Origin of the sequence: Photobacterium makurazakiensis (genome assembly GCF_050336715.1) — a bacterium.
Classification (GTDB): domain Bacteria; phylum Pseudomonadota; class Gammaproteobacteria; order Enterobacterales; family Vibrionaceae; genus Photobacterium; species Photobacterium makurazakiensis.
This window is the reverse complement of record NZ_JAKJSJ010000066.1, coordinates 13,769-35,322: the sequence shown is the minus strand read 5'-3', so window position 1 is coordinate 35,322 and position 21,554 is coordinate 13,769. Positions and strand designations below refer to the sequence as shown.

General features: G+C 41.6%; 21 protein-coding genes. 9 read left to right on the top strand and 12 right to left on the bottom strand.

All coding sequences use genetic code 11. The features are described 5' to 3' along the window. The 5 genes from L4D09_RS23930 to norV all read right to left on the bottom strand — a co-directional run. Positions 1-305, bottom strand: a 305-nt coding sequence (locus L4D09_RS23930; protein WP_428460054.1) for a hypothetical protein, incomplete at its 3' end; no start/stop codon positions are given. Next, a complete protein-coding gene (locus tag L4D09_RS23925) occupies positions 302-1,345 on the bottom strand; it encodes a cytochrome-c peroxidase (RefSeq protein WP_428460053.1) in 1,044 nt (347 codons plus the stop codon). The genes L4D09_RS23930 and L4D09_RS23925, both read right to left, overlap by 4 nt. A 160-nt stretch (positions 1,346-1,505) precedes the next feature. Beyond that, positions 1,506-1,844: a TehB family protein gene (locus L4D09_RS23920; RefSeq protein WP_428460052.1), complete on the bottom strand. Its 339-nt coding sequence runs from the start codon at positions 1,842-1,844 to the stop codon at positions 1,506-1,508. A gap of 40 nt (positions 1,845-1,884) precedes the next feature. Further along, positions 1,885-3,033: an NADH:flavorubredoxin reductase NorW gene (gene norW, locus L4D09_RS23915; protein WP_428460051.1), complete on the bottom strand. Its 1,149-nt coding sequence runs from the start codon at positions 3,031-3,033 to the stop codon at positions 1,885-1,887. Positions 3,034-3,036: 3 nt separating this feature from the next. Beyond that, on the bottom strand, positions 3,037-4,533 hold the full coding sequence (gene norV, locus L4D09_RS23910) for an anaerobic nitric oxide reductase flavorubredoxin (RefSeq protein WP_428460050.1): 1,497 nt from the start codon (positions 4,531-4,533) through the stop codon (positions 3,037-3,039). A 218-nt stretch (positions 4,534-4,751) separates the two neighbouring features. Between norV and norR the strand changes: the two genes are divergently transcribed. After that, positions 4,752-6,290, top strand: coding sequence for a nitric oxide reductase transcriptional regulator NorR (norR, locus tag L4D09_RS23905; protein WP_428460049.1), 1,539 nt, complete (start codon positions 4,752-4,754; stop codon positions 6,288-6,290). Positions 6,291-6,564: 274 nt separating this feature from the next. On the opposite strand, the gene L4D09_RS23900 is transcribed toward norR, so the two are convergent. Together L4D09_RS23900 and hisC are read right to left on the bottom strand one after the other, a co-directional pair. Then, complete coding sequence (locus L4D09_RS23900) at positions 6,565-7,338, bottom strand: ABC transporter substrate-binding protein (protein ID WP_428460048.1); 774 nt, start codon at positions 7,336-7,338, stop codon at positions 6,565-6,567. A 13-nt stretch (positions 7,339-7,351) separates the two neighbouring features. Next, entirely contained in the window at positions 7,352-8,443 is a 1,092-nt protein-coding gene (gene hisC / locus L4D09_RS23895; RefSeq protein WP_428460047.1) for a histidinol-phosphate transaminase, read from the bottom strand. Between the two features lie 187 nt (positions 8,444-8,630). Here hisC and L4D09_RS23890 point away from each other — a divergent pair, with 187 nt between their 5' ends. Next, a complete protein-coding gene (locus L4D09_RS23890; protein ID WP_428460046.1) occupies positions 8,631-9,500 on the top strand; it encodes a LysR family transcriptional regulator in 870 nt (289 codons plus the stop codon). A 66-nt stretch (positions 9,501-9,566) separates the two neighbouring features. On the opposite strand, the gene glgA is transcribed toward L4D09_RS23890, so the two are convergent. Next, positions 9,567-11,093: a glycogen synthase GlgA gene (gene glgA, locus L4D09_RS23885; protein ID WP_428460045.1), complete on the bottom strand. Its 1,527-nt coding sequence runs from the start codon at positions 11,091-11,093 to the stop codon at positions 9,567-9,569. Next, complete coding sequence (glgC, locus tag L4D09_RS23880; RefSeq protein ID WP_428460044.1) at positions 11,083-12,300, bottom strand: glucose-1-phosphate adenylyltransferase; 1,218 nt, start codon at positions 12,298-12,300, stop codon at positions 11,083-11,085. Before glgC ends, glgA begins: the two co-directional genes overlap by 11 nt. Before the next feature lie 364 nt (positions 12,301-12,664). On the opposite strand from glgC, the gene L4D09_RS23875 reads away from it, so the two are divergent. Continuing rightward, complete coding sequence (locus L4D09_RS23875; protein ID WP_428460043.1) at positions 12,665-14,065, top strand: alpha-amylase family glycosyl hydrolase; 1,401 nt, start codon at positions 12,665-12,667, stop codon at positions 14,063-14,065. A gap of 46 nt (positions 14,066-14,111) precedes the next feature. Here the strand turns inward: L4D09_RS23875 and L4D09_RS23870 are convergent, their stop codons facing one another. Then, a complete protein-coding gene (locus L4D09_RS23870; RefSeq protein ID WP_428460042.1) occupies positions 14,112-14,390 on the bottom strand; it encodes a PepSY domain-containing protein in 279 nt (92 codons plus the stop codon). A gap of 375 nt (positions 14,391-14,765) precedes the next feature. On the opposite strand from L4D09_RS23870, the gene L4D09_RS23865 reads away from it, so the two are divergent. Further along, positions 14,766-16,160, top strand: a complete 1,395-nt coding sequence (locus L4D09_RS23865) for a class II fumarate hydratase (protein WP_428460041.1) — start codon at positions 14,766-14,768, stop codon at positions 16,158-16,160. A gap of 46 nt (positions 16,161-16,206) precedes the next feature. Here the strand turns inward: L4D09_RS23865 and L4D09_RS23860 are convergent, their stop codons facing one another. Then, entirely contained in the window at positions 16,207-17,016 is an 810-nt protein-coding gene (locus L4D09_RS23860) for an EAL domain-containing protein (RefSeq protein ID WP_428460040.1), read from the bottom strand. 273 nt (positions 17,017-17,289) lie between these two features. Between L4D09_RS23860 and L4D09_RS23855 the strand changes: the two genes are divergently transcribed. The 4 genes from L4D09_RS23855 to L4D09_RS23840 all read left to right on the top strand — a co-directional run bounded on the left by L4D09_RS23855 (position 17,290) and on the right by L4D09_RS23840 (position 20,182). Next, entirely contained in the window at positions 17,290-17,994 is a 705-nt protein-coding gene (locus L4D09_RS23855) for an HAD family hydrolase (RefSeq protein ID WP_428460039.1), read from the top strand. A 188-nt stretch (positions 17,995-18,182) separates the two neighbouring features. Continuing rightward, positions 18,183-18,725: a cytochrome b gene (locus L4D09_RS23850; protein WP_428460038.1), complete on the top strand. Its 543-nt coding sequence runs from the start codon at positions 18,183-18,185 to the stop codon at positions 18,723-18,725. After that, the gene (locus L4D09_RS23845; protein ID WP_428460037.1) at positions 18,722-19,291 is read left to right on the top strand and encodes a YceI family protein; all 570 of its coding nucleotides are present in this window, start codon (positions 18,722-18,724) and stop codon (positions 19,289-19,291) included. Before L4D09_RS23850 ends, L4D09_RS23845 begins: the two co-directional genes overlap by 4 nt. 159 nt (positions 19,292-19,450) lie before the next feature. Then, positions 19,451-20,182 carry a DUF2076 domain-containing protein gene (locus L4D09_RS23840; RefSeq protein ID WP_428460036.1) on the top strand — a complete coding sequence of 244 codons (732 nt, stop codon included), beginning with the start codon at positions 19,451-19,453 and terminating at the stop codon, positions 20,180-20,182. Between the two features lie 78 nt (positions 20,183-20,260). Here the strand turns inward: L4D09_RS23840 and L4D09_RS23835 are convergent, their stop codons facing one another. Further along, on the bottom strand, positions 20,261-20,701 hold the full coding sequence (locus tag L4D09_RS23835) for an Lrp/AsnC family transcriptional regulator (RefSeq protein WP_428460035.1): 441 nt from the start codon (positions 20,699-20,701) through the stop codon (positions 20,261-20,263). 109 nt (positions 20,702-20,810) lie between these two features. Here L4D09_RS23835 and L4D09_RS23830 point away from each other — a divergent pair, with 109 nt between their 5' ends. Next, positions 20,811-21,398: a LysE family translocator gene (locus L4D09_RS23830; protein WP_428460034.1), complete on the top strand. Its 588-nt coding sequence runs from the start codon at positions 20,811-20,813 to the stop codon at positions 21,396-21,398. The last annotated feature ends 156 nt before the right edge of the window (positions 21,399-21,554 follow it).

The window sequence follows — 21,554 nt, the reverse complement described above, 5'->3', positions numbered from 1 at the left end:
GGGTTAATATACTTTGGATATCTATTATAGTTATCAACCACATTCTCGTAGAGCAATTGCGAGTAATTTTCAACATTTACTAATTCATATGAAAAATCATCATACGTTTTATAGTCACTATATTTGAACGAATAAATTTCTTCGAGGTTATGATCGACATTCTGCGAATGTAATAAATAGGACTGCTGATATCGGTTGCTGATACTGATATTTGTAACACTTATTATAAGCCAAGTAACCGATGAAATGATTAAAGTAAAAAGAGTGTAATCCACCAAGCTTGTATTCAATAATGCCTTTTTCATTGAGCTAACTCCTTTAGTATTGGCGGTGGCGGAGCCGTCAAAGAACGTAAAAAAGCACTCAGCTCTATAACTGTACTTGCATCTAAATCACGACCCAATTGGAATTTTCCCATGATCTTGATAGCATCTTCGAGGGACTCAGTTCGTCCATCATGAAAGTACGGAGGGGTTTCGGCAACATTCCTCAAGCTTGCAACTCTAAAGAAGCCTTTGTCCTGCTCTTTTCCTGTTATGTGGTAACGACCAAGATCTTTTTCATTCGTTATATGGGTACCTTCTATATTTCCAAAACGTTGGAATAGGTTCCCGCCTATATTTACACCTTGGTGGCATACGATACAACCAAGCGAGTTAAACTTCTTCCACCCCGCTAAAGCAGCTGGTTCCAATGAACTATCTTCTCCTTTCAAATATTTATCAAAAGGCGAATCTGGTGTATTCAATACACTCATAAAAGTGACTAATGATGCTTTCACCGTGCTCTCATTAATCTCGCCGTTAAACGCCAAATCAAATTGCACACGATAAGATTCATCGGCAGCGACATAAGCAACAATTTTCTGCCAACTTGTATCCATTTCTAACGGACTATGTACTGGGCCGTCCATCTGTTTTTCTAAACTAGAAGCCCTACCATCCCAAAAAAATCGAGCATTATTAGCAATATTAAATACGGTGGGAGAGTTACGTTCTCCAGCACCATTTACTCCAACAGACACCTTTATTGTTTCCGCGCCATTATCAAATATATGATGGCATGACTCACAACTAACCTGCTGGTTTGACGAGAAATTTTCATCCAAAAACAATCGCATACCAAGTTTAGCTTTCTGTTTTATCTCTGGTGTAAGCTCAGGAGTGGTAATGGGTTGGATTAGAGTGATAGGGGCACTACCTTCATGCTTGTAAGTATGACTATGCTTATCAACTTTACCGGAGCTAATCATTTCTAACGGATCATTAAAATTAAGAAAAAAATATAATCCAAATATTAATGTAATTGATAATACCATCATCCATTTGATGAGTATTTTGTTCATAAATGCCCCCACACATGCGCATACTGTTTAGTATGGGATATATATTTGTTTATTCAAGGGTGGGTGTTATTGATATAAATCTTGTGAGTGGCCCTTAATTTCACTCCCTTATATACCAAGTATGAATTGGAGTTGGGTATACCCAACTCCTAGATCAATACTATTTCTTTATGTGAAACATTGGCTTATCTGTTCTGTCTTTATCAGACCAGAAATTGATATTAAACTGCGCATCATCACTAAGTTCTATTCTGTGCCAATACTGAGGGGGGCTTGTCGCAAATTCACCAGCCTTAATAACAACTTTGACTTCATGCTCAGTCGCTTCACTGTCAGCAAAGCCATAATATGTAACAACCCCTTCCATCACACAGAGTTGACCAAAAACACCTTCTGCTGTGTTGTGATGACTCAGCAAGGCTGCTGGCACATTGTCTTGAGTGAAAAATGGTGTCGAACGTTGAATCGTCCAGTTTGCAGGAATACGTTGATGGCTCATTGTCGCCTCCTAAGGAATTACCATTAAAAAGTAAATTTATTTAATTAACAGATAGCTCTTTTAACAGTGGAAATGCTTGCTTTACACGCTCTTGTGTCACCACGAAACCTGTCAGAACATCCTGCTTATCAAAAGACTGCACGCAACTGCCTGCCTCATCGATTTCAATCTGCCATTTTTGTACACCGTCGACAGCACTCCCCCCTAGCTGCATTGGGTACAATGGTGTTTTAATTTTTACCATCATAGGGGGCAACACTAGTCTCGTTTCTTGCCCCAACAACGTTTTCGCTAATGCATTCGCACTAAGTAAAGCCGGTTGTAAATAAGCCATAACCTTACCGTTAATTTCAGCACAATCACCAATCGCGTAAATATCAGGTACCGAGGTTTTTAACCTACTATCAACCACGACGCCACGATTTACATTTATGCCGGCTTGATGCGCTAAGGCTACGTTTGGGATCAAACCTGCAGCTGAAATAACACAATCAATACTTACGTCCTGCCCTGAAGCTAATGTCGCCTTAATGCCTTTTTGATCAGGTATCGCATTCAATTCAGTAACCGTGCTATTTAATACTATTTCAGTGCCTTGTTGACGCATCTTCTTAGCCAGTTGATATGAAATCGATTCTGGCAGCATATTGGCCATAAGAGACTCGCAAGGGTCAACGATAACGACATGTTTACCACTGCTAGCAAGATCCATCGCCAGTTCAGTGCCAATTAATCCGCCACCGATCACCATGATTCGCTTCGCAAGGTGAAGCTCATCCTGACACGATTCATACTCTTTCAAGCTATTCAACGTTATGACTGACTCGACAGCAGAACCCGCCATCTTAGGAATAAATGCACTTGCCCCCGTCGCAAGTACTAGTTTTGAATATGGATATTCAACCCCATTTGCAGAAATCGTTTTCTGCTCCGTATTAATGACATCAACGGTGGTATTTGCATTCAAAATGAAATTTTGAGACTCAGCTATCGACTCTCCGCATAAGCGGATTAAGTCACCAGAGAGCAGCTGCTTAGATGCAACATGACTTAGATCTGGCTTGTTATAGTCATGACCATCATCAGCGGTGAATACATGAATGGGTAACTGCGAATCACTACGGCGAATAGCTTTTACCAATTGGTAAGCGGCAAACCCGCTACCAATAATAATTACGGGTGAAGTCATTCGTTATTCTCCACAAACCGGCACGAAAACATCCTTGCCCAAGCTACACTCAGGACATAGGAAGCTTTCAGGGATATCAGACCAGCAAGTGCCAACCTCAACACCTTGATTAGGTTCACCGATTGCAGGGTCATATACCCAATTACAAACCGTACACAGCATTTTCTGACTATCTGAGTTTTGTTGCTGTTCCACCGCAGTATAAGCTGTATTTACCGCTTCTACCATTTCGACTTCAGCACTCTGCTGAACATCAGTAAGCTCTGGGTTTACAATAGTTTGCTTCAGCGATTGAGTTAAATCGTGTAAAGCCCATTGCTTTGCTACCATCCGGCCATGCTCTCGGCATTCACGCATCGCTTTGCCATCTGGTTTCCATTTTGTCTTGATACCTAGCGTTGTCTCAAAGCCAGCATCGGTTAAGCGCGCATGAATTCGGTCAACAGCTCCGCCATTCCAGCCGAAACTGCCAAATGCCCCTGCTTTTTTATCCTTAAAGCGCAGCCCTGTGATTTCCTCTAACATAGCCGCGACTTTAGGCATCATGACATTATTCATCGTCGATGAGCCCACCAAAATACCTTTCGAACGAAATACATTAGCCAGGATTTCATTCTTGTCATGGCGTGACACATTAAACACTTTAACTGCAACTGCGGGGTCGACATCGTGTATGCCTTGAGCAATGGCATCGGCCATCATGCGAGTGTTATTTGACATAGAATCATAGAAAATGGTGATACGATCTTCTTGGTAGTTATCTGCCCACTCAAGGTACTGATGAATGATCTGTGTTGGATTATCACGCCATACGATACCGTGCGATGTTGCGATCATATCAACAGGTACATTGAAACTAAGTACCTCGTGGATTTTCGCTGTGACTAGGTTACTAAACGGCGTCAAGATATTTGAGTAATAGCGTAAGCACTGCTCCTTTAACTCATTTTGATCCACTTCATCATTAAATAAGTGCTCGTCACAGTAATGCTGTCCAAACGCATCATTACTAAATAATACGGCGTCCCCCGTTAAATAAGTCATCATGCTATCAGGCCAATGCAGCATTGGAGCCTCAATGAAAATCAACTGTTTGCCATTACCAATATCAAGCGTATCGCCAGTTTTTACTGTTTTAAAATTCCACTCAGGATGATGATGATGGCCGACAATCGAATCAACCGCATTTTCTGTACAATAGATTGGGGTATTCGGGATCTTTGCCATTAATGCCGTTAACGCACCTGAGTGATCTTCTTCGGCATGGTTAATCACGATATAATCGATATCCTCAAGATTGATTTCCATCTCAAGGTTTTGAATGAACTGATGGCTAAAACGGTGATCAACAGTATCAATAAGTACGTTTTTTTCTTCACGAATCAAATAGCTATTATAGCTAGTACCTTTTGTCATTTTATATTCAGTACCGTGGAAATCTTGAACTTCCCAGTCGCGTTGGCCTACCCAGTGAATGTTATTCTTAACGTGAATTGTCATGTTGTTACCCTTTCAAATAATATTGGGCGCGTTCTATTGCGCTAAATTCTGCCTCTTCTATTGCACCCTCTGTGCCAACTTTTTAAGGTATTGATATACATTAACTTTCTAAAAATTTAATATAGATAACTGTCATTTTGACAGCGACAAGAAGCTGTCATTAAGACACCGTAAGTGTCATAATGACATTGATGACGATAATTTAAGCTGACTTCCCCATGAAAAATACCCAGCAAGAACTCACCCAACTAGCACTCGACCTGACACAAGGCCTTTCAAGCCAAGACCGTTTCGAACGGTTGCTACTGGTGATAAAGTCTTTATTTGGTTGTGATGCTTCAGCACTCTTAGCTTTTAGAGAGCAGCACTTCTCGCCACTGGCGATTAACGGTATGTTCGATGAAGTACTTGGTCGACAATTCAATATTGAAGAGCACCCCCGATTAGAAGTTATTGCTCGTGCTGGTGACATTGTTCGCTTTCCGCATGACAGTGATTTACCCGACCCTTATGATGGGCTGATCCCCAACCATGATGACAACTTACATGTCCATGCTTGTATTGGGTTGCCTCTTCTCGCAGAAGATCGCTTAATTGGAGCCCTGACTATTGATGGGTTTAACCCAACCCAATTTGATGGCTTTAGTAATAGTGAACTACGTATTATTAGTGCGTTAGCTGCTGCAAGTTTGCATACCGCTTTGCTGATGGAAAAGCTTGAAAGGAAAGCGGGTCAGCTTAGTTCAACGATAACCGCTGTACAGAGTAGAACTGTCGCGATGATTGGGAAGTCGGCTGTCATGGAGGAATTAAAGTCTCAGATTAAAGCCGTCTCGAATACGGATTTAACCGTTCTAATCACAGGTGAAACAGGTGTTGGTAAAGAGTTAGTTGCCGCATCTATTCACGCACAATCTCATCGTAGTGATAAACCCTTGATTTACTTAAACTGTGCGGCTCTGCCTGAATCTGTTGCTGAAAGTGAATTATTTGGTCATGTAAAAGGTGCATTTACAGGCGCCATAAGTGACCGAAAAGGAAAGTTTGAAGTTGCAGATAATGGTACGTTATTTCTTGATGAGGTAGGTGAATTACCATTGTCTTTGCAAGCAAAACTTTTGCGCGTTTTACAATATGGTGACTTGCAGCGAGTTGGCGATGACAGGAGCTTAAAAGTAAATACCCGCATTATTGCCGCAACTAATAAAACGTTGCATGAAGAGGTAAAAACGGGCGAATTTAGAGCTGATCTTTACCATCGTTTGAGTGTTTTTCCCGTACAAGCGCCCCCTCTACGTGACCGTGATAATGATGTCATTCTCCTCTCAGSCTTTTTTGCTGAACGCTGTATCGCTAAGCTTGGCGTTTCAAACATTCGCCTCAATGTAGCTACTGTTAGTTTGATAAAAAGCTATTCTTGGCCAGGTAACGTCCGTGAGTTAGAGCACGCGATCAACCGTGCAGCGGTTATTGCTCGGTCTGAATCAAGTGACCAAATAATTGAATTAATGCCGCACCACTTTAATTTGGTAAAAACACCCCACACCAGTCTGACGTTAGGTGTAAATACTGAATCTAAAACCGTGACGCCATTATTACCGAATGGCGGGCTAAAAAGCGCAACAGATAGCTTTCAGAGTCAACTCATCATGGAAGCTTATAGTCAAAATGGTCAGAATTGGGCTGCCACAGCAAGACAACTCGACGTTGATACGGGCAACCTACATCGTCTAGCTAAACGACTTGGCTTAAAATAATCTTGCAGCGACTCTCTTTCACCATAAATAAACCCCACCAGCTTTCACTGGTGGGGTTTAACTAGCTAACTGCCTAATTGTGTTTTAACTCTTGTTCAGAGTAATACCAATCTGGATAAGTAATTGAGCTAAGTATTACGCAGGAAAAATTGTTGTTATCAAGGCAGGGATTGCAGTAACTAGTGGTTCTAATTACAAAATCTCTAACGTAGAGAACAACGGTTATAACCAGTAAGACTGATCAAGTACTTATGTAGGTTGGTATAAAGCCACTTTATTCGCCATAAATATCGAACTTAAAATATTTTGCTGCAATTTGATCGTAAGTGCCGTTGGCTCTAATAGTGGCAATCGCATCATTAAATTTACCAGCTAATTTTTTATCGTTTAACCGAAGTGCTAACGCTGTACCTTCCCCAATATAAGATTTATCCGTAACAGCTTCACCGACGAACTCGAAATTTTGGCCATATTCTTTTTCCAAGAAAGCTAATGCAAGTTGATCTGAGTTTCCAAAAACGGTATCTAAACGGCCGCTTTGTAGATCAAGGTAGACTTCATCTTGCCCGTTGTAACGGCGAATATTGGCAACATCGCCATACATGTCAGTGACATAACGGTCATGGATCGTACCAAGCTGCACCCCGATACGTTTACCCTCTAGACCCGATTCACTCACATCAAACTCCGCCGTCTTCGCAGCAACAAATCGAGCTGGTGTTTGATAATATTTATCAGTGAAGAGCACACGTTTTTTTCGCTCATCTGTAATACGCATTGAAGCCATGATCACATCTGACTTGCGTGATAGTAATGACGGTATCAACCCATCCCAACTTTGAGAAACCCATTCACATTTCAATTCGGCTTCTGTGCACAAAGCATCTGCAATCTCAATATCAAAACCTTGCGGCGTGCCTGATGCGTCTTTGTAGTTAAACGGCGGATAAGTAAAGTCTGATGCCAAGCGAACTGGACGCTCTGACGCATGCGTTGTAGCTACAAAAAATGAAGCCAATATCAGGCCAACTGTCATTATTTTTTTCATTTAAAAATTCCTTTTATGCCAAATCGTTAAGCTGATAATTTTTTAACGCTTGAAGGGTTTCTTGCATACTTTCCCGTGAACCAATCGAGATCCTGACGCACCCGGTCAATGCAGACTCATGGCTCTGATTCCGAGTTACGATCCCTTTGCTACACAGATAAGTGTATATGCAAGTTTTCGTATTAAACTTCACCAAAACAAAGTTGGTTGCCGATGGCATAACCTGCTCTACTATCGATAAATTTACTAGCTCACTAGCGAACCACTCTCTGATTGAAATAAGCTGATCGACTTGAGTCTGCATTTTATCAGTACCAGCTGGCGCTAATGCTTTCAGAGCAATTTCTGCAATTGGATCAGCAATGGGATAAGGAGCTATCAAACGAGATACGTAACTCATTACGCTGCTATCTGCGAGTAAAAACCCGCAGCGTATTGCCGCTAAGCCAAAGGCTTTAGATAATGTACGGATCACCACCAAATGCGGGTACTCTCGCATCAAATCAACCACTGTACTATGAGGAGCAAACTCAATATACGCCTCATCGACCACAATCAGTGCCTGATCTTTTGCAGCCTCAAGTAAGTCGACAATATCAGCGCGTTCGATAATGTTCCCAGTTGGGTTATTTGGCGAACATAGGAACACAAGCTTCACGCTGGGTAACTGCGCCTTCATTGCCGCCACATCCAATTGGAAGTTCGCCATCAACGGTACATTTACGGTTTTAGCTGCAATTGAATCAGCACAAAACTCATACATAGCATAAGTAGGAGTACAGACCATGATGTTATCAACACCTGGTTGGCAAAATGTTCTGATTAGTAAGTCAATCGCTTCATCAGCGCCACGAACAGCAACAGCATCACAAGACAATAATTCATCAGTACGATTACAGAATTTAAGGTACGCGTCTGCAATGTCATGCGGCAAAAAGTCCGGATACCTATGATAACCTTCTTCCTGATCGCCATATTGGCAACTACTTTCTAACTCATTAGCATTCAACCATAAATGACCACTTCCTCCGATCCGACGAGCAGATTGATAGGGGATCAATTTCTCTACTGCTGCTGGTACTAACTTTGAGGCCAATGACTCCATTTACAACTCCTTTGCTTCCCCCCTTTTTTTGCAGAAGGGAATAATAAATCACTTTGATTACATAAAAAATCATTAGAGCTATTATATGCACCCTGCTATTGATAATGGAAACGATAAAACGGCATACTAGGCATGAGTTTTTATCATGGCTCTTTTGGTAAAGAATGAGCGTCAAGGAAGCGAAACAATGAATCCAACCCCAACAATGAAAGAGCTAAAGGCGTTCTTAGCCACCGCGAAGACGTTAAGTTTTACCCATGCAGCAAAAACGTTGAATGTCACCCAAGGTGCCGTTAGTCGCCAAATAATCGCACTTGAAGAGCGGTTACAAGTCCCATTATTCACTCGCCATGCTCGTGGACTGATATTAACTGACAAAGGGCAGCAATTTTTACCGTTGGTTGAACAAGCCATGAATCAAATCCATCAAGCGATTGCGGCCATTACGACCGACAAGCAAACTATCAAACTCAAAGCGCCTAGCTGTATCACGACATGGCTATTACCTAAGCTCATGGCGTTCCAACAGTGTTACCCTGATATTGATGTGGAACTGACTTCTGCAATTAATCACAATATTAACTTTGCCTCAGAGGCTTTTAGTGCGGGTATTTGTTATGACTCAGAGATCCATTCAAATACGCTTATAACACAATTGCTGTTCGAAGAAGCACTTTCACCAATGTGCGCGCCTTCATTGTTGAGCAATAATTCACAAGACCTTTCAGCGGATCAACTTTGTCTATTTACATGGCTGCATGCCACACAAAACCAAAGCGATTGGCGACTTTGGTTATCAGAGAGTGATTCAGGCAATACGTTTTCAGCTCAAAATCAGCAGTTTGCGACATTAGATTTAGCGGTTAGTGCTGCGATTCAAGGTTTTGGGATTGCTGTTGGTGACGTAACACTCGCTCAGCAAGACTTAGACAGTGGCCGCTTAATAATGCCCCACCCTTTAACAGTGAAATCAGGGAAAGGGTATTACCTTGTGTGCCCACATGAAAACATGAGTCATTCACTCACATTACTTTTTGAGTGGCTTCAAGAATCATAATTGTTATAACGGCATTATTGAGATATAAAAAAACCCTCCGAAGAGGGTTTATATGTAAGCATTAATTTAAGCTTCTTGCTTTTCAGCTGTTTGCTTTTTTTCTAAAACACTTAGCTCATCACCAAGGTACATGCGAACATATTGTTCTGCAGCTTCTTGCCATTCAAATTTACACGCCATTGCATTTTGCTGTAAGCGCTTGAACTCTTGTGGCTTTTGACAGTACAGCAGCAAACTACGCTGCAGCTTAATCAGCAATGCCTCAGGTGTTGGGGCATCAAAAATAAAACCTGTAGCTACCTGCGGCGTCTGATCGTAGTCAATGACGGTATCTTTTAGGCCGCCCACACCACGTACAATAGGTAATGTACCGTAGGCAAGACTGTAGATTTGATTTAAACCGCATGGCTCAAACTCTGATGGCATCATAAAGAAGTCAGACCCAGCTTCAACACGGTGAGCCAGCGGGTTGTCATATGCTTCAATAAAAGCAAACTTCTCTGGATGTTCTTCGCTTACCTGACGAAGACCATCAGCAAGTTTAGGATCACCACTACCCACTATGACAACCTGAACTTCGTTAAGTAAGAAGTCACGAAGAATTGGCAATAAGTACTGAACACCCTTTTGCTCAGTCAGGCGACAAACCATACCGTATAACGGTACATCGACCACTGGCAGTTCAACGCTTTGCTGAAGATCGCGCTTACACGCTTTCTTGCCACGCGCTAAGCTAACCTTATTCGCTTTAAAATTTTGCTTAATATAAGGGTCTGTTTCAGAGCTCCAATCACCATAGTCACAACCATTTACGATACCGTAAAGGTCATTTGAACGACTTTGGAAATCAGCTTCCATGCCATGAGAACCAAGGTGTGTGAGTAACTCTGACGCATAATTAGGGCTAACTGCATTCACTTTATCAGCATAGGCAACGCCCGCCTTTAGCATGCTAACGTGAGATGGGTTCGTTTCAACCTGAATATAGCGACGCTGGATCAGTTCAGGGATCAAACTGTACTGGTCGTAGTTAAACTCACCTTTAAACACTGCGTTATGAATTGTAATAACACTTTTTGCATTCGCAAAAAAAGTGTCTTCTGCATAACGAGTGCGTAATAAGAAAGGCACTAATCCTGTGTGCCAATCATTACAATGAATTACGTCTGGTTGGAAGCCTACTTTTTCACAAAGATCTAATGCAGCAGCACTGAAAAAGGCAAAGCGCTCGCCATTATCAGAGTAAGCTTGGTTATTTTCGGCATATAGCTCTTCGCGGTCAAAGTAATAAGGGGCATCAACACCATAGACAGGCACATCAGCACTAAAAAGCTGTTTCACTTTATAAGCGATAGCTTCTGGCTGCGTCGCCACATTCAGTTCAGTATCTGCCAGTACTTCGGCCTGTTCACCTTGAGTCACTTTACGATATAAGGGCATGACTACCCGAACATCATGACCTAATGCGTTTAGTGCTGCAGGTAAAGACTTAGCAACGTCTGCCAAGCCGCCCGTTTTGACTAAACCTTCAACCTCTGAAGCAACAAACAGTATTTTCAGTGGTTTCGGTGAAGATTTTTTCCTAGTAGCCAATTTTTGCTCCTTTTGGTATCACGACAATTCCTTCGTCTGACACATGGTATTTCTTTCTATCTTCTTCAAGGTTTTCGCCAATCACTGTACCAGGGGCAATATGCACATTTTTATCGATGATGGCTTTGCGAATAGAACAGTTTGCACCAATTTTAACATCACCCAAAATAACAGATTCGCTGATGGTTGTGCCATGCTCTACATTCGTACGGAAACCAAGTACTGATTTGTACACTTTAGTACCACGAATATAGCTACCCGCTGAAATCATACAGTTGTTGGTATCAACTTTATGTTCATCACTATCAAGTAGTGTTGCTGGCGGTAGTGGCGGGTAATAAGTATGAAGCTGCCACTGACGGTTATATAGAGAGAATGGTGCATCTTCAGAAAGAAGATCCATGTGTGCCTGCCAATATGACTCGATAGTACCAACATCACGCCAGTAACCCGTTGTCTTCTCACCAGGAATAACATTGGTCATGAAGTCATAAACAAATACTTTACCCTGTGGGAAAAGCTTAGGAATAATATCCTTACCAAAGTCATGACTCGATTCTTCGTTAGCAGCGTCCTCTTCAAGCTCCTTGCAAAGAACATCTGTTTCAAAAATATAGTTGCCCATTGAAACTAGTGCATTTTCAGGATCACCAGGAATTGATTTCGGGTTTTCTGGTTTTTCTTCAAAGCCAACCATACAACCGTTTTCATCAACTTCGATAACACCGAATTGACTTGCTTCATTTAAAGGCATTCGCAGAGCCGCAACCGTCAGATCAGCCTTCTTCTCCAAGTGGAAATTAAGCATTTGCTTAACATCCATCTTGTAGATGTGGTCACTACCAAAAATACAAACCTGATCAGGTTCTTCTAGTTGCATAAAACGCATATTCTGGTAAATAGCATCTGCGGTGCCATCATACCAGCGCTTACCCATACGCATTTGTGCTGGAATAGGATCGATAAAACGACCCGTTATTCCTGAAATATTCCACCCTTTCTTCATATGGACATATAACGATTGTGACTTGAACTGAGTAAGAACATAAATCTTCATCAGATCTGCATTGAGAAAATTATTCAATGCAAAGTCAACTAAGCGGTAACTACCACCAAATGGCACTGCAGGTTTACTACGTGAATCCGTAAGAGGGCGTAGACGAGACCCTTCTCCACCTGCCAAAATCATTCCTAAAACACCAGCCATGGTGTACCTCCTTGTTAGTAAGCAATTAATTACATATATATCACAGTTCTATACCCAATGAGAATGGGTGTGCACTGAAATTTGTTTATTATTCTACATGTGTCTTATTTTTTAACCATACAGCATCCTGCTGATCTGGATCACATTTGGTGCGGTATTTACAATATCACTTTAACTTTTATTCACAAGGCAAAAAAATCCACCAAAATTTTATATTATTGTCACAATCGAAAAGTACTCTGTTTTTAAACGCTTTTTTTACCTACTCCCCCCTTTCTACTCCCCTTACTTCGATAGTGTATGATGAATACTTTTGCAAAATCAGTCGGTAAACTTTACTGAGTTCATTTGAAAGGCGAAGACAATGACAACAAGCGTCTCTAACTTAGCATCGGCAAAAGCAACCAATGTTATTTTGCATGCTTTTGATTGGCCCTATCAGAGAGTGACAGAAAAAGCRGCAGCAATTGCAGATGCTGGCTTCAAAGCTGTACTCGTATCACCACCAATGAAATCTCATAAGAGCAAAAACGGCACGGAATGGTGGCAACGCTACCAGCCGCAAGATTACCGAGTTATTGATAATCAATTAGGCAATACCGATGATTTCATCGCAATGACCAATATATTAAAAGCCTGTAATGTGGATATTTATGTCGATGTCGTGTTCAACCACATGGCAAATGAATCCCACTTGCGAGGCGATCTCAACTACCCATCAGAAGCTGTTAAAACAGACTATCTAGCTGCAGATAAATACTTTGAAAAATTGAAGCTATTTGGTGATTTGTCTGGAAATCTTTTTTCGGAGTCAGATTTTGTAAAAGCGTTTCCCATTCAAAATTGGAACGATCCTTGGCAAGTTCAGCATGGAAGAATCAGTGGCGGTCATGACGACCCTGGACTACCGACTCTAAAGTGCAATAAAAATGTAGTAAAAAAACAACAACAATACCTTATAGCTTTAAAGCAACTTGGGGTAAATGGCTTTCGAATTGATGCTGCAAAACACTTAACACTGGAACATATTCAACAGGTGTGGGACGAGGAAATTAGTGCAGGGACACACATCTTTGGCGAAATAATTACAGATGGCGGTGCAAGTAAGGAAGAATATAATTTATTCCTTGAGCCGTATCTTAAAGACACTTCGCTTGGTGCTTATGATTTCCCACTTTTCCATTCTATTTTCAATAGCTTGGAAAATGATAAGCCCATATCTGATCTTGTTAACCCTTATTCTGTGGGAGAGGCTCTCGCCTACGATAGAGCCATTACCTTCACAATTACTCACGATATTCCCAATAACGACGTCTTTCTCAAGCAAGTTATGTCTGAGAAGAACGAGCTACTTGCCTATTGCTATATTCTAGGTCGTGACGGCGGCGTGCCATTGATTTACAGCGATTTAAACGCAAGTGGTATTAATAATATTAACGGAGAGCCTCGCTGGTATGATGCTTGGCAAAATCAAACGCTAGCCAGGATGATCAAATTCCACAATTTAATGCATGGCGAACCAATGCACCACATTGAAGCAAGTCCTGAGCATATTGTTTTTTGTCGAGGAAAAAAAGGTATGGTGGCAATCAATAAGAGTGAGTCGACCATTAGCATTGATCTGCCGGAAGGTGTATATCAAGAAATACTCGGGCTGCCAGAAGTCACTCTATCACCAAGTAATCCATCGAACTTGCAAGATGGAGAAGGAAAGCAAACTCTAATTCTCACTGGTATAAGTTGTGCCATGCTAGAAAAGCGATAGCAACTCGGTAATATACCCAGGTCATGCTGGGTATATTACTCAGAGATCAATCCCTTTCGATATCGATGATTTTACCACTAAAAAGGTCTAATTCTATTTCCACACGATGACCGTCAGGATTTCGAGCTTCAACCTCAATTTCATGATTATCTCGTTCGACCTTGATTTTACGAAAGTCGTGATAACCTTGATTTTCAAGTAACCTTAACGCTTTAGGTACGGTTAACTCCGGTGTAACACTTCGTTCTACGGGATCAGCGTATGCAGGCGCAGCCATATTTGCAGCGACGAGAACCGCAAGTAAACTTTTTAATGTCTGTTTCATAATCTCACCTACATTTCATATCTTCAGCCATCATAACAGAAGGTTGATAGGTTTCATTTTTCTCTTTTATGACCTGTGTGAAAGATGTCACATAATTGCTTCTATTTTTCTTCGTCTAAATAGAATGTAGTAACAGCTTAATTAAGACTATGAATTAAAAGTTAGAATTTTATAACGTACCAAAATACTTATCCAAATCTGGATGATGCTATGACCATCATTTACATGAGATAAACCCGTAATAACATGATAGAAATTCCGTTAACTAATCATTCTAATTATAAAACTTCTAACGCAGCTATTGAGTGGCTGGTATAAGCTAAAAGTATAAAATCATGATGCATATGACAATGCACATAATGAATGGGGGCTCTCATGCCGAAGAACTATCGTATTGAAACTGACAGTATGGGCGAGGTTCATGTCCCTGCTGATGCACTCTATAAAGCACAAACCCAAAGAGCCATTAATAACTTTCCCGTCAGTGGCATCCCAATGCCAGCAAAGTTTATTATGGCACTCGCCTACATCAAACAAGCTGCCGCTAGAAGCCATTTAGCACTGAACTTACTCACACATGATAAAGCACATGCCATTATAGACAGTTGCCAAGACATTATTGATGGTCAATATCATGACCAATTCCCTATCGATGTCTTCCAAACGGGCTCTGGCACGAGTTCTAATATGAATGCAAACGAAGTCATTGCTTCTCTAGCATCATTAAAAGCCAATACCGAAATTAGTGCCAATGATGACGTTAACATGGGACAAAGCAGTAATGATGTTATTCCAACGGCGATCCAGGTCAGTGCGGCTCTGGCTTGTCATTGTGAGTTGTTTTCAGCTTTTGACCATATCATCAGTACAATCGATACAAAAACTCAACAGGTTGGCCATATTGTAAAAACCGGCCGTACCCACTTAATGGATGCAATGCCCGTCACCCTAGCTCAAGAACTCCAAGGCTGGAAAACACAATTAGAAAAAGCGCAACATGGGATCCAACAGTCACTCGAAACCGTCTGTGCTTTGGCGCAAGGTGGGACAGCCGTTGGTACGGGTATTAATGCTGAGCCTGAATTTGCGGCTATTTTTGCTAATAACATTTCAATTTCAACAGAAGTTGACTTTCAGGTCAGTGATAACTTCTTCTACAACCTAAGTAGCCAAGATGCCATTGTAAGTTTATCTGGCCAACTCAAAACGGCAGCTGTTGCCGTAATGAAGATATCAAATGATCTACGGTGGATGAACTCCGGGCCATTAGCTGGCCTTGGTGATATCGAGTTAGAAGCATTACAGCCAGGTTCTTCAATTATGCCGGGGAAAGTTAATCCTGTTGTACCTGAATCCGCAGCAATGGTCGCAGCGCAAATTATCGGTAATGACACGACCATTACTGTGGCTGGCCAATCGGGTAATTTTCAACTCAATGTCATGTTACCTGTCATTGGCTATAACTTATTACAAAGCATTGAGCTATTGTCGAACAGCCTTAACCTATTAGCAGACAAAGCTATATCATCATTTACCATTCGTGAAGATAATTTACAGCAGGCATTAGCTAAAAACCCAATATTGGTGACCGCTTTGAATCCAATCATTGGCTATTTAGACGCGGCAAAAATCGCCAAAAAAGCCTACCAAGAACGCCGGGATATCATTGATGTTGCTGAAGAGGAGACCGATCTTAGTCGTAAAGAGCTCGAGGCACTATTGAATCCGCTAACCTTAACCCAAGGAGGGATTGCAGATAAAAAGGAGTAATGAGTAAGTAATAGGCTCACTCATTAGATGCTATAGCTTGGGTAAATCAAGTACTCATTACCATTTTATATGGGTCAACCATTGAAGCTATCAATTGCGGGCGACCCGTATAATATCCTTGGTAATAATCGGCACCAAGCATCCTAGCGGCTTGATAAGCGGCTTTATTTTCAATGCCTTCAATTAACACGCTAGCCTTTAAATCTCTCGCTACAGTAATCGCATCAAAGATAGATTTACTGTCACCCTGAATATATGTATCAAGCAAGCTCTTATCTATCTTAATGATGTTCGGTCGAATAGCGCGAGTTCTTTGCTCTGAAGAGCCTTGAACACCAAAATCATCGACCGCGATTCTAAGGCCACAATTTCGAAGACTATCAATCGCACGGACAAGTTTTTCATTATCGTGGTAAAAATGCTCTAAAATTTCGACATATATTTTCTCTGGCTGTAAACCTAGTTCTTTAATTCTTGGTAGCAACAACTGACTCGTTAAAGACTGGCTTTCTCCATCTATAATCGTGATAGGACTCATATTGATAAACAGGTAGCTGGTCGAGAGAAATTGCGAAAAATTACGCAAGTGAATAACCCTTGCTAATCGATCAAGGTTGATGAGGTGGTGCAATTGTTTCTGGTAGTCATTAAAAAGCAACGCAGTATCGACAGGTGCACCTGTTGAATCATGTACACGCAGCAAAGCCTCGTAGCCAAACGGGTTACCATTTACATCGACTATCGCCTGAAAAGCACTCTTTAAGCATAACCCCTGATATTTTGCGCAATGGCTACCATTTTCATGTACAACCAAACGCTGCTCAATCTCATACCTTGTCCTTAATATTTTCTCCACTATTCATCCATGTTAGTGAATCACAATATGGTTAACATAATAATTAATTGGCACATCACCAGATATTAATCAAGATAATGAAATGCATATCACAATTTACAATCTTTTTTGCATGAAACAATAGCAAGAAAAAGCCTTGTCACTCTAAATACGATCTGGCTACTGACTTAAAAAGTACACAAACCTGAAAGCATAATGTCATCACTCTTGCATAGGCTTTCAACAAACAAAGCGTTTACCCATATATTTAGAATTAAAAAATAGGAACACACATTGAGCAATAACAATCTAGTCTCTAAAGGTACACCCTACCTTGCTATTTTTGACCTTGATGAAACTCTTATCGCTGCCGACTCTGCCAGTTTGTGGAGTGCATTTTTAGTTGAGCAAAACATCGCAAGCTCAGCGCTTTTAAAAGAAGAACAAACATTCATGGAAGCCTATGCAAAAGGCAAAATGGATATGAAAGACTACATGCGAGCGACGCTAAAACCACTGATAGGTTTAGATAGTGCAAAGTTAGAAGCCTTAATAGAAACTTTTATTGAGCAAAAAATCAAACCCGCGATATACCAAGATGGCGTAAGTCGTATTAATTGGCACAAAAAGCGCGGTGATAAAGTGCTTATTGTTTCTGCGACAGGCGAACACCTCGTCAAGCCAATTGCAAACATGCTTGGTGTCGACGACACCATTGCGATCAAGCTTGAGCAAGTCAATGGAAAAATAACAGGCAATACAACGGGCACACTCAGCTACCAGCAAGGAAAGGTAACCCGAATGAAAGCATGGATAAGCAAGCAAGATACTGATTTTAAAGGAAGCTATGCCTACAGCGATTCAATTAACGACCTGCCGTTACTCAATGCTGTAGATCGTCCTTTTGCTGTAAACCCCGACCCTACGTTAGCACTTCATGCTCAAATGAATGAGTGGACAATCATGGACTGGCGACACGATAACAACATACTTCGCTAAACAAGTGATAACCATAATAAACCGCTAACTCATAACGTTAGTGGTTTTTTATATGAGCAGCCTAATCACTCATAGCCTGTGAAATCATGTTTATTCAAATAATTTGATGTACTTGTTCAACTAGCATGCCTGTTGTTATTCGCTAGAAAAACTAGACTTGTTTGTATTAACCACAAACGAACATGCTCATGGACAAGCAAAAGCAAACCTACGATTGGCTTTCGATTATCTTACATTGGTTAACAGCCGTAGCCGTGATTGGGCTATTTGCTGTGGGCCTTTGGATGGTCGACCTGAACTACTATTCACAGTGGTATAAACCTGTACCGCATTGGCATAAATCTGTCGGCATCTGCTTGGCCCTCATCACCCTATTTCGCTTAGTTTGGAAGCGGATATCAAAACCACCAGCCATTGACGGCGCTAAATGGGAAATTGCGGCGGCTAAACTAGCCCATACCTTCATCTATTTCTTACTGATTGGCATTTTTGTATCCGGCTACCTTATATCGACAGCTGATGGTCGAGCTATCGCTGTTTTTGATTGGTTTAGCGTACCAGCACTTGGGGAGCTTTTCCCAGATCAAGCAGATATTGCTGGTGAAATTCATTACTACCTTGCGTTTACCTTAATTGGACTCGCAGCAATACACGCCCTTGCGGCCTTAAAGCACCACTTCATAAATAAAGACAACACATTGAAAAAAATGTTGGGAGTAAAGACACAATGAAAAAGCATCTTATCGCACTAGGTATTATGGCTGCAGCATCGGTACCAACTATTGCATCTGCCGCAGACTACGTAATTGATACTGAAGGTGCACATGCATCCATCAACCTTAAGATCAAGCACCTCGGTTATAGCTATATTAAAGGTCGATTCAACACCTTTGATGGCTCTTTCAGCTACGACCCAATGAATGTTTCTGATTCAAAAGTAACGGTAAACGTCGATACCACCAGTTTTGATACAAACCACGCGGAACGTGATAAGCATGTTCGTAGCGATGACTTTCTTGACGTAAAGAAATACGCAACCGCAACTTTCACCTCGAGTAAAGTTGAAGCTAAAGGTAATGGTGAGATGGCAATTTATGGCGATCTAACCTTACATGGCCAAACCAAACCACTTGTAATCGATGCGAAATTTATCGGTGAAGGCGATGACCCTTGGGGTGGCTACCGTGCAGGCTTTAGCGGCACAACCCGTATTGAGCTAGCAGACTTTGGTATTCAAGTCATGGGTGACTCGAGCTATGCTGATTTAGAGCTTCACGTGGAAGGTGTTAAACAATAATTGCCAACGCTTTACACTGCCTTTAAAATCCGGCCTCCGCCGGATTTTTTCATTTGGTAACGCAAGGTTACAGATTGAAACATGAACCCTGAGCTAGGATGGCGGTCATAATAACAAAGCACTAAATAGTGCATAGTTACATTTAAGAGAAGGTAAGCAATGACTCCACAAGAAAAAGAACTCATTCAAAATGTTGCGAATAAGCTAAAGCAAAGCCCAAGCAAGGCCAAAGACGCTGATGCAGAGCAACTAATTGGCAACGAGATTGCCTCGCAGAATGATGCTGTTTACAAGCTGACACAAGCCGTGTTGGTCCAAGAAATGGCGCTAAAAGAACTAAAACAAAAAAACGACTATCTCGAAAAATGTGTTGATCACCATAAAACAGAATCTAATCGTGGTGCACTAAGCAAAATGATGGGTGGTAATCGCCCTGCGCCACAACCACCTCAACCTAGCCATCAGCCAAGTGCATTTGGTGGTTTCATGCAAACAGCAGCAAGTGTTGCTGTAGGTATGGTCGCCGGTAATATGATCAGCAATGCGCTGTTCAACAATGATGACCCTGCAGCAGAAACCGCCGCAGCTGATACTGCGGACGCCGCACCAACAGAAAATATGTCAGGTATGGATGAAGGCCTCGCTTCTGCAGAAGACAGTTCAGGTGGCTTCCTTGATGACTCATCAAGCTTCGCCTCTGACTACACCGATGGCTCTGGTGGCTTCGGTAACGCAGGGTTTGAAGAAAGTGGCTTTGGTAGTGATGGTTTTGGTGATGCTGGTTTTGATGATGGCCTTGCTAACAACGACATGGGCGACAGTGGCTTTGGTGGTGACGAAGGCTTCTTTGGCGGCGACGACTTCGGCGGTTTTGGTGATGATGAAGCGTAATCTAGAGCGCTACTCTTGCTAACATTGTTGTAAAACAAAAATTGAAGGCATCAACTTATGATGCCTTTTTTACATCTGTCATCTATCATCTTTTGGGGTTTCCATTACAACAAGCGTCGAAATAGAATTAACCTGCGGGATCTCACCAAGCACATCAGAATGAAAACGCTTATACGACGATAGATCTGCCGTCTCAACTCTAAGTAGGTATTCATTCGCACCAGTAATATTATGACATTCGACCACTTCCTTGGCCTCTATCACGTGCTCTTCAAAGCCAATTTGTGATTGCTTACTATGATTGGCTAAACCAATTGTCACATAAGCAACAAACCCAATACCCATTTTGTTCGCATCGAGTGTTGCTCTATAGCCTGTAATAACACCCGTTCGTTCAAGTTCTTGTACCCGACGTAATGTCGCAGATGGCGATAACCCTACGCGTTGAGATAACTCAACGTTTGACAATCTGCCGTTACCTTTTAGCTCAAGCAATATTCTTTCGTCAAATCTATCCATCACGCTCATTCATTGCAAAATTAGTGTTTTCAAAGCAAATATAAACACAATATTCACTCAACTCTGAATTAATATACAACGTAATGAAACACAACTAAATGAGCAAGCTATGGAATACCAACAAATTATCGCCCTCGCAACTTTCGCTTTTGTCTCGACAGCTTCCCCTGGGCCAAACAACATTATGCTCATGACCTCTGGCGCTAACGTCGGTTTCTTTAAAACTATTCCTCACATGCTGGGAATCATATTTGGTTTTAGCTTCATGGTCATTTTGGTCGGGGTTGGCTTAACAGGACTCTTCAACGCTTACCCTATCATTCAGCAAACACTTGAAGTTCTCTGCATTGCCTACCTATTCTACTTAGCCGCTAAAATTGCATTGAGTAAATCGAACGGCGCAAATACGCCCAATTACAAGCCGATGAGCTTTCTTGGAGCTGCCAGTTTTCAGTGGATAAACCCAAAAGGCTGGACGATGGCTCTCACTACCATCAGCGTGTATAACACGAGCAACGATTGGTATGGGATCATCATTATTTCAACTGTTTTTGCTATCGTAAACATCCCTAGCGTGAGTATATGGACCGTGGCTGGCAAACAGCTACAAAGCTTTTTGCAAGACCCAATTCGCGTGAGATGGTTTAATTATTCTATGGCGAGTTTGCTGATTATGTCATTGGTACCAATGATGTAATTTATTGAATTACGAGCCGCGGTGATCGTCGAGGACTGCATAATACGATTACGACGATCGCCGTTATACACCAGCATTGAACTCGCGTGCAATATTAATCGCTTCATGATTACACTTTAATATCCTCAAAGTAACACTTTGAAAATGTTTCAATAT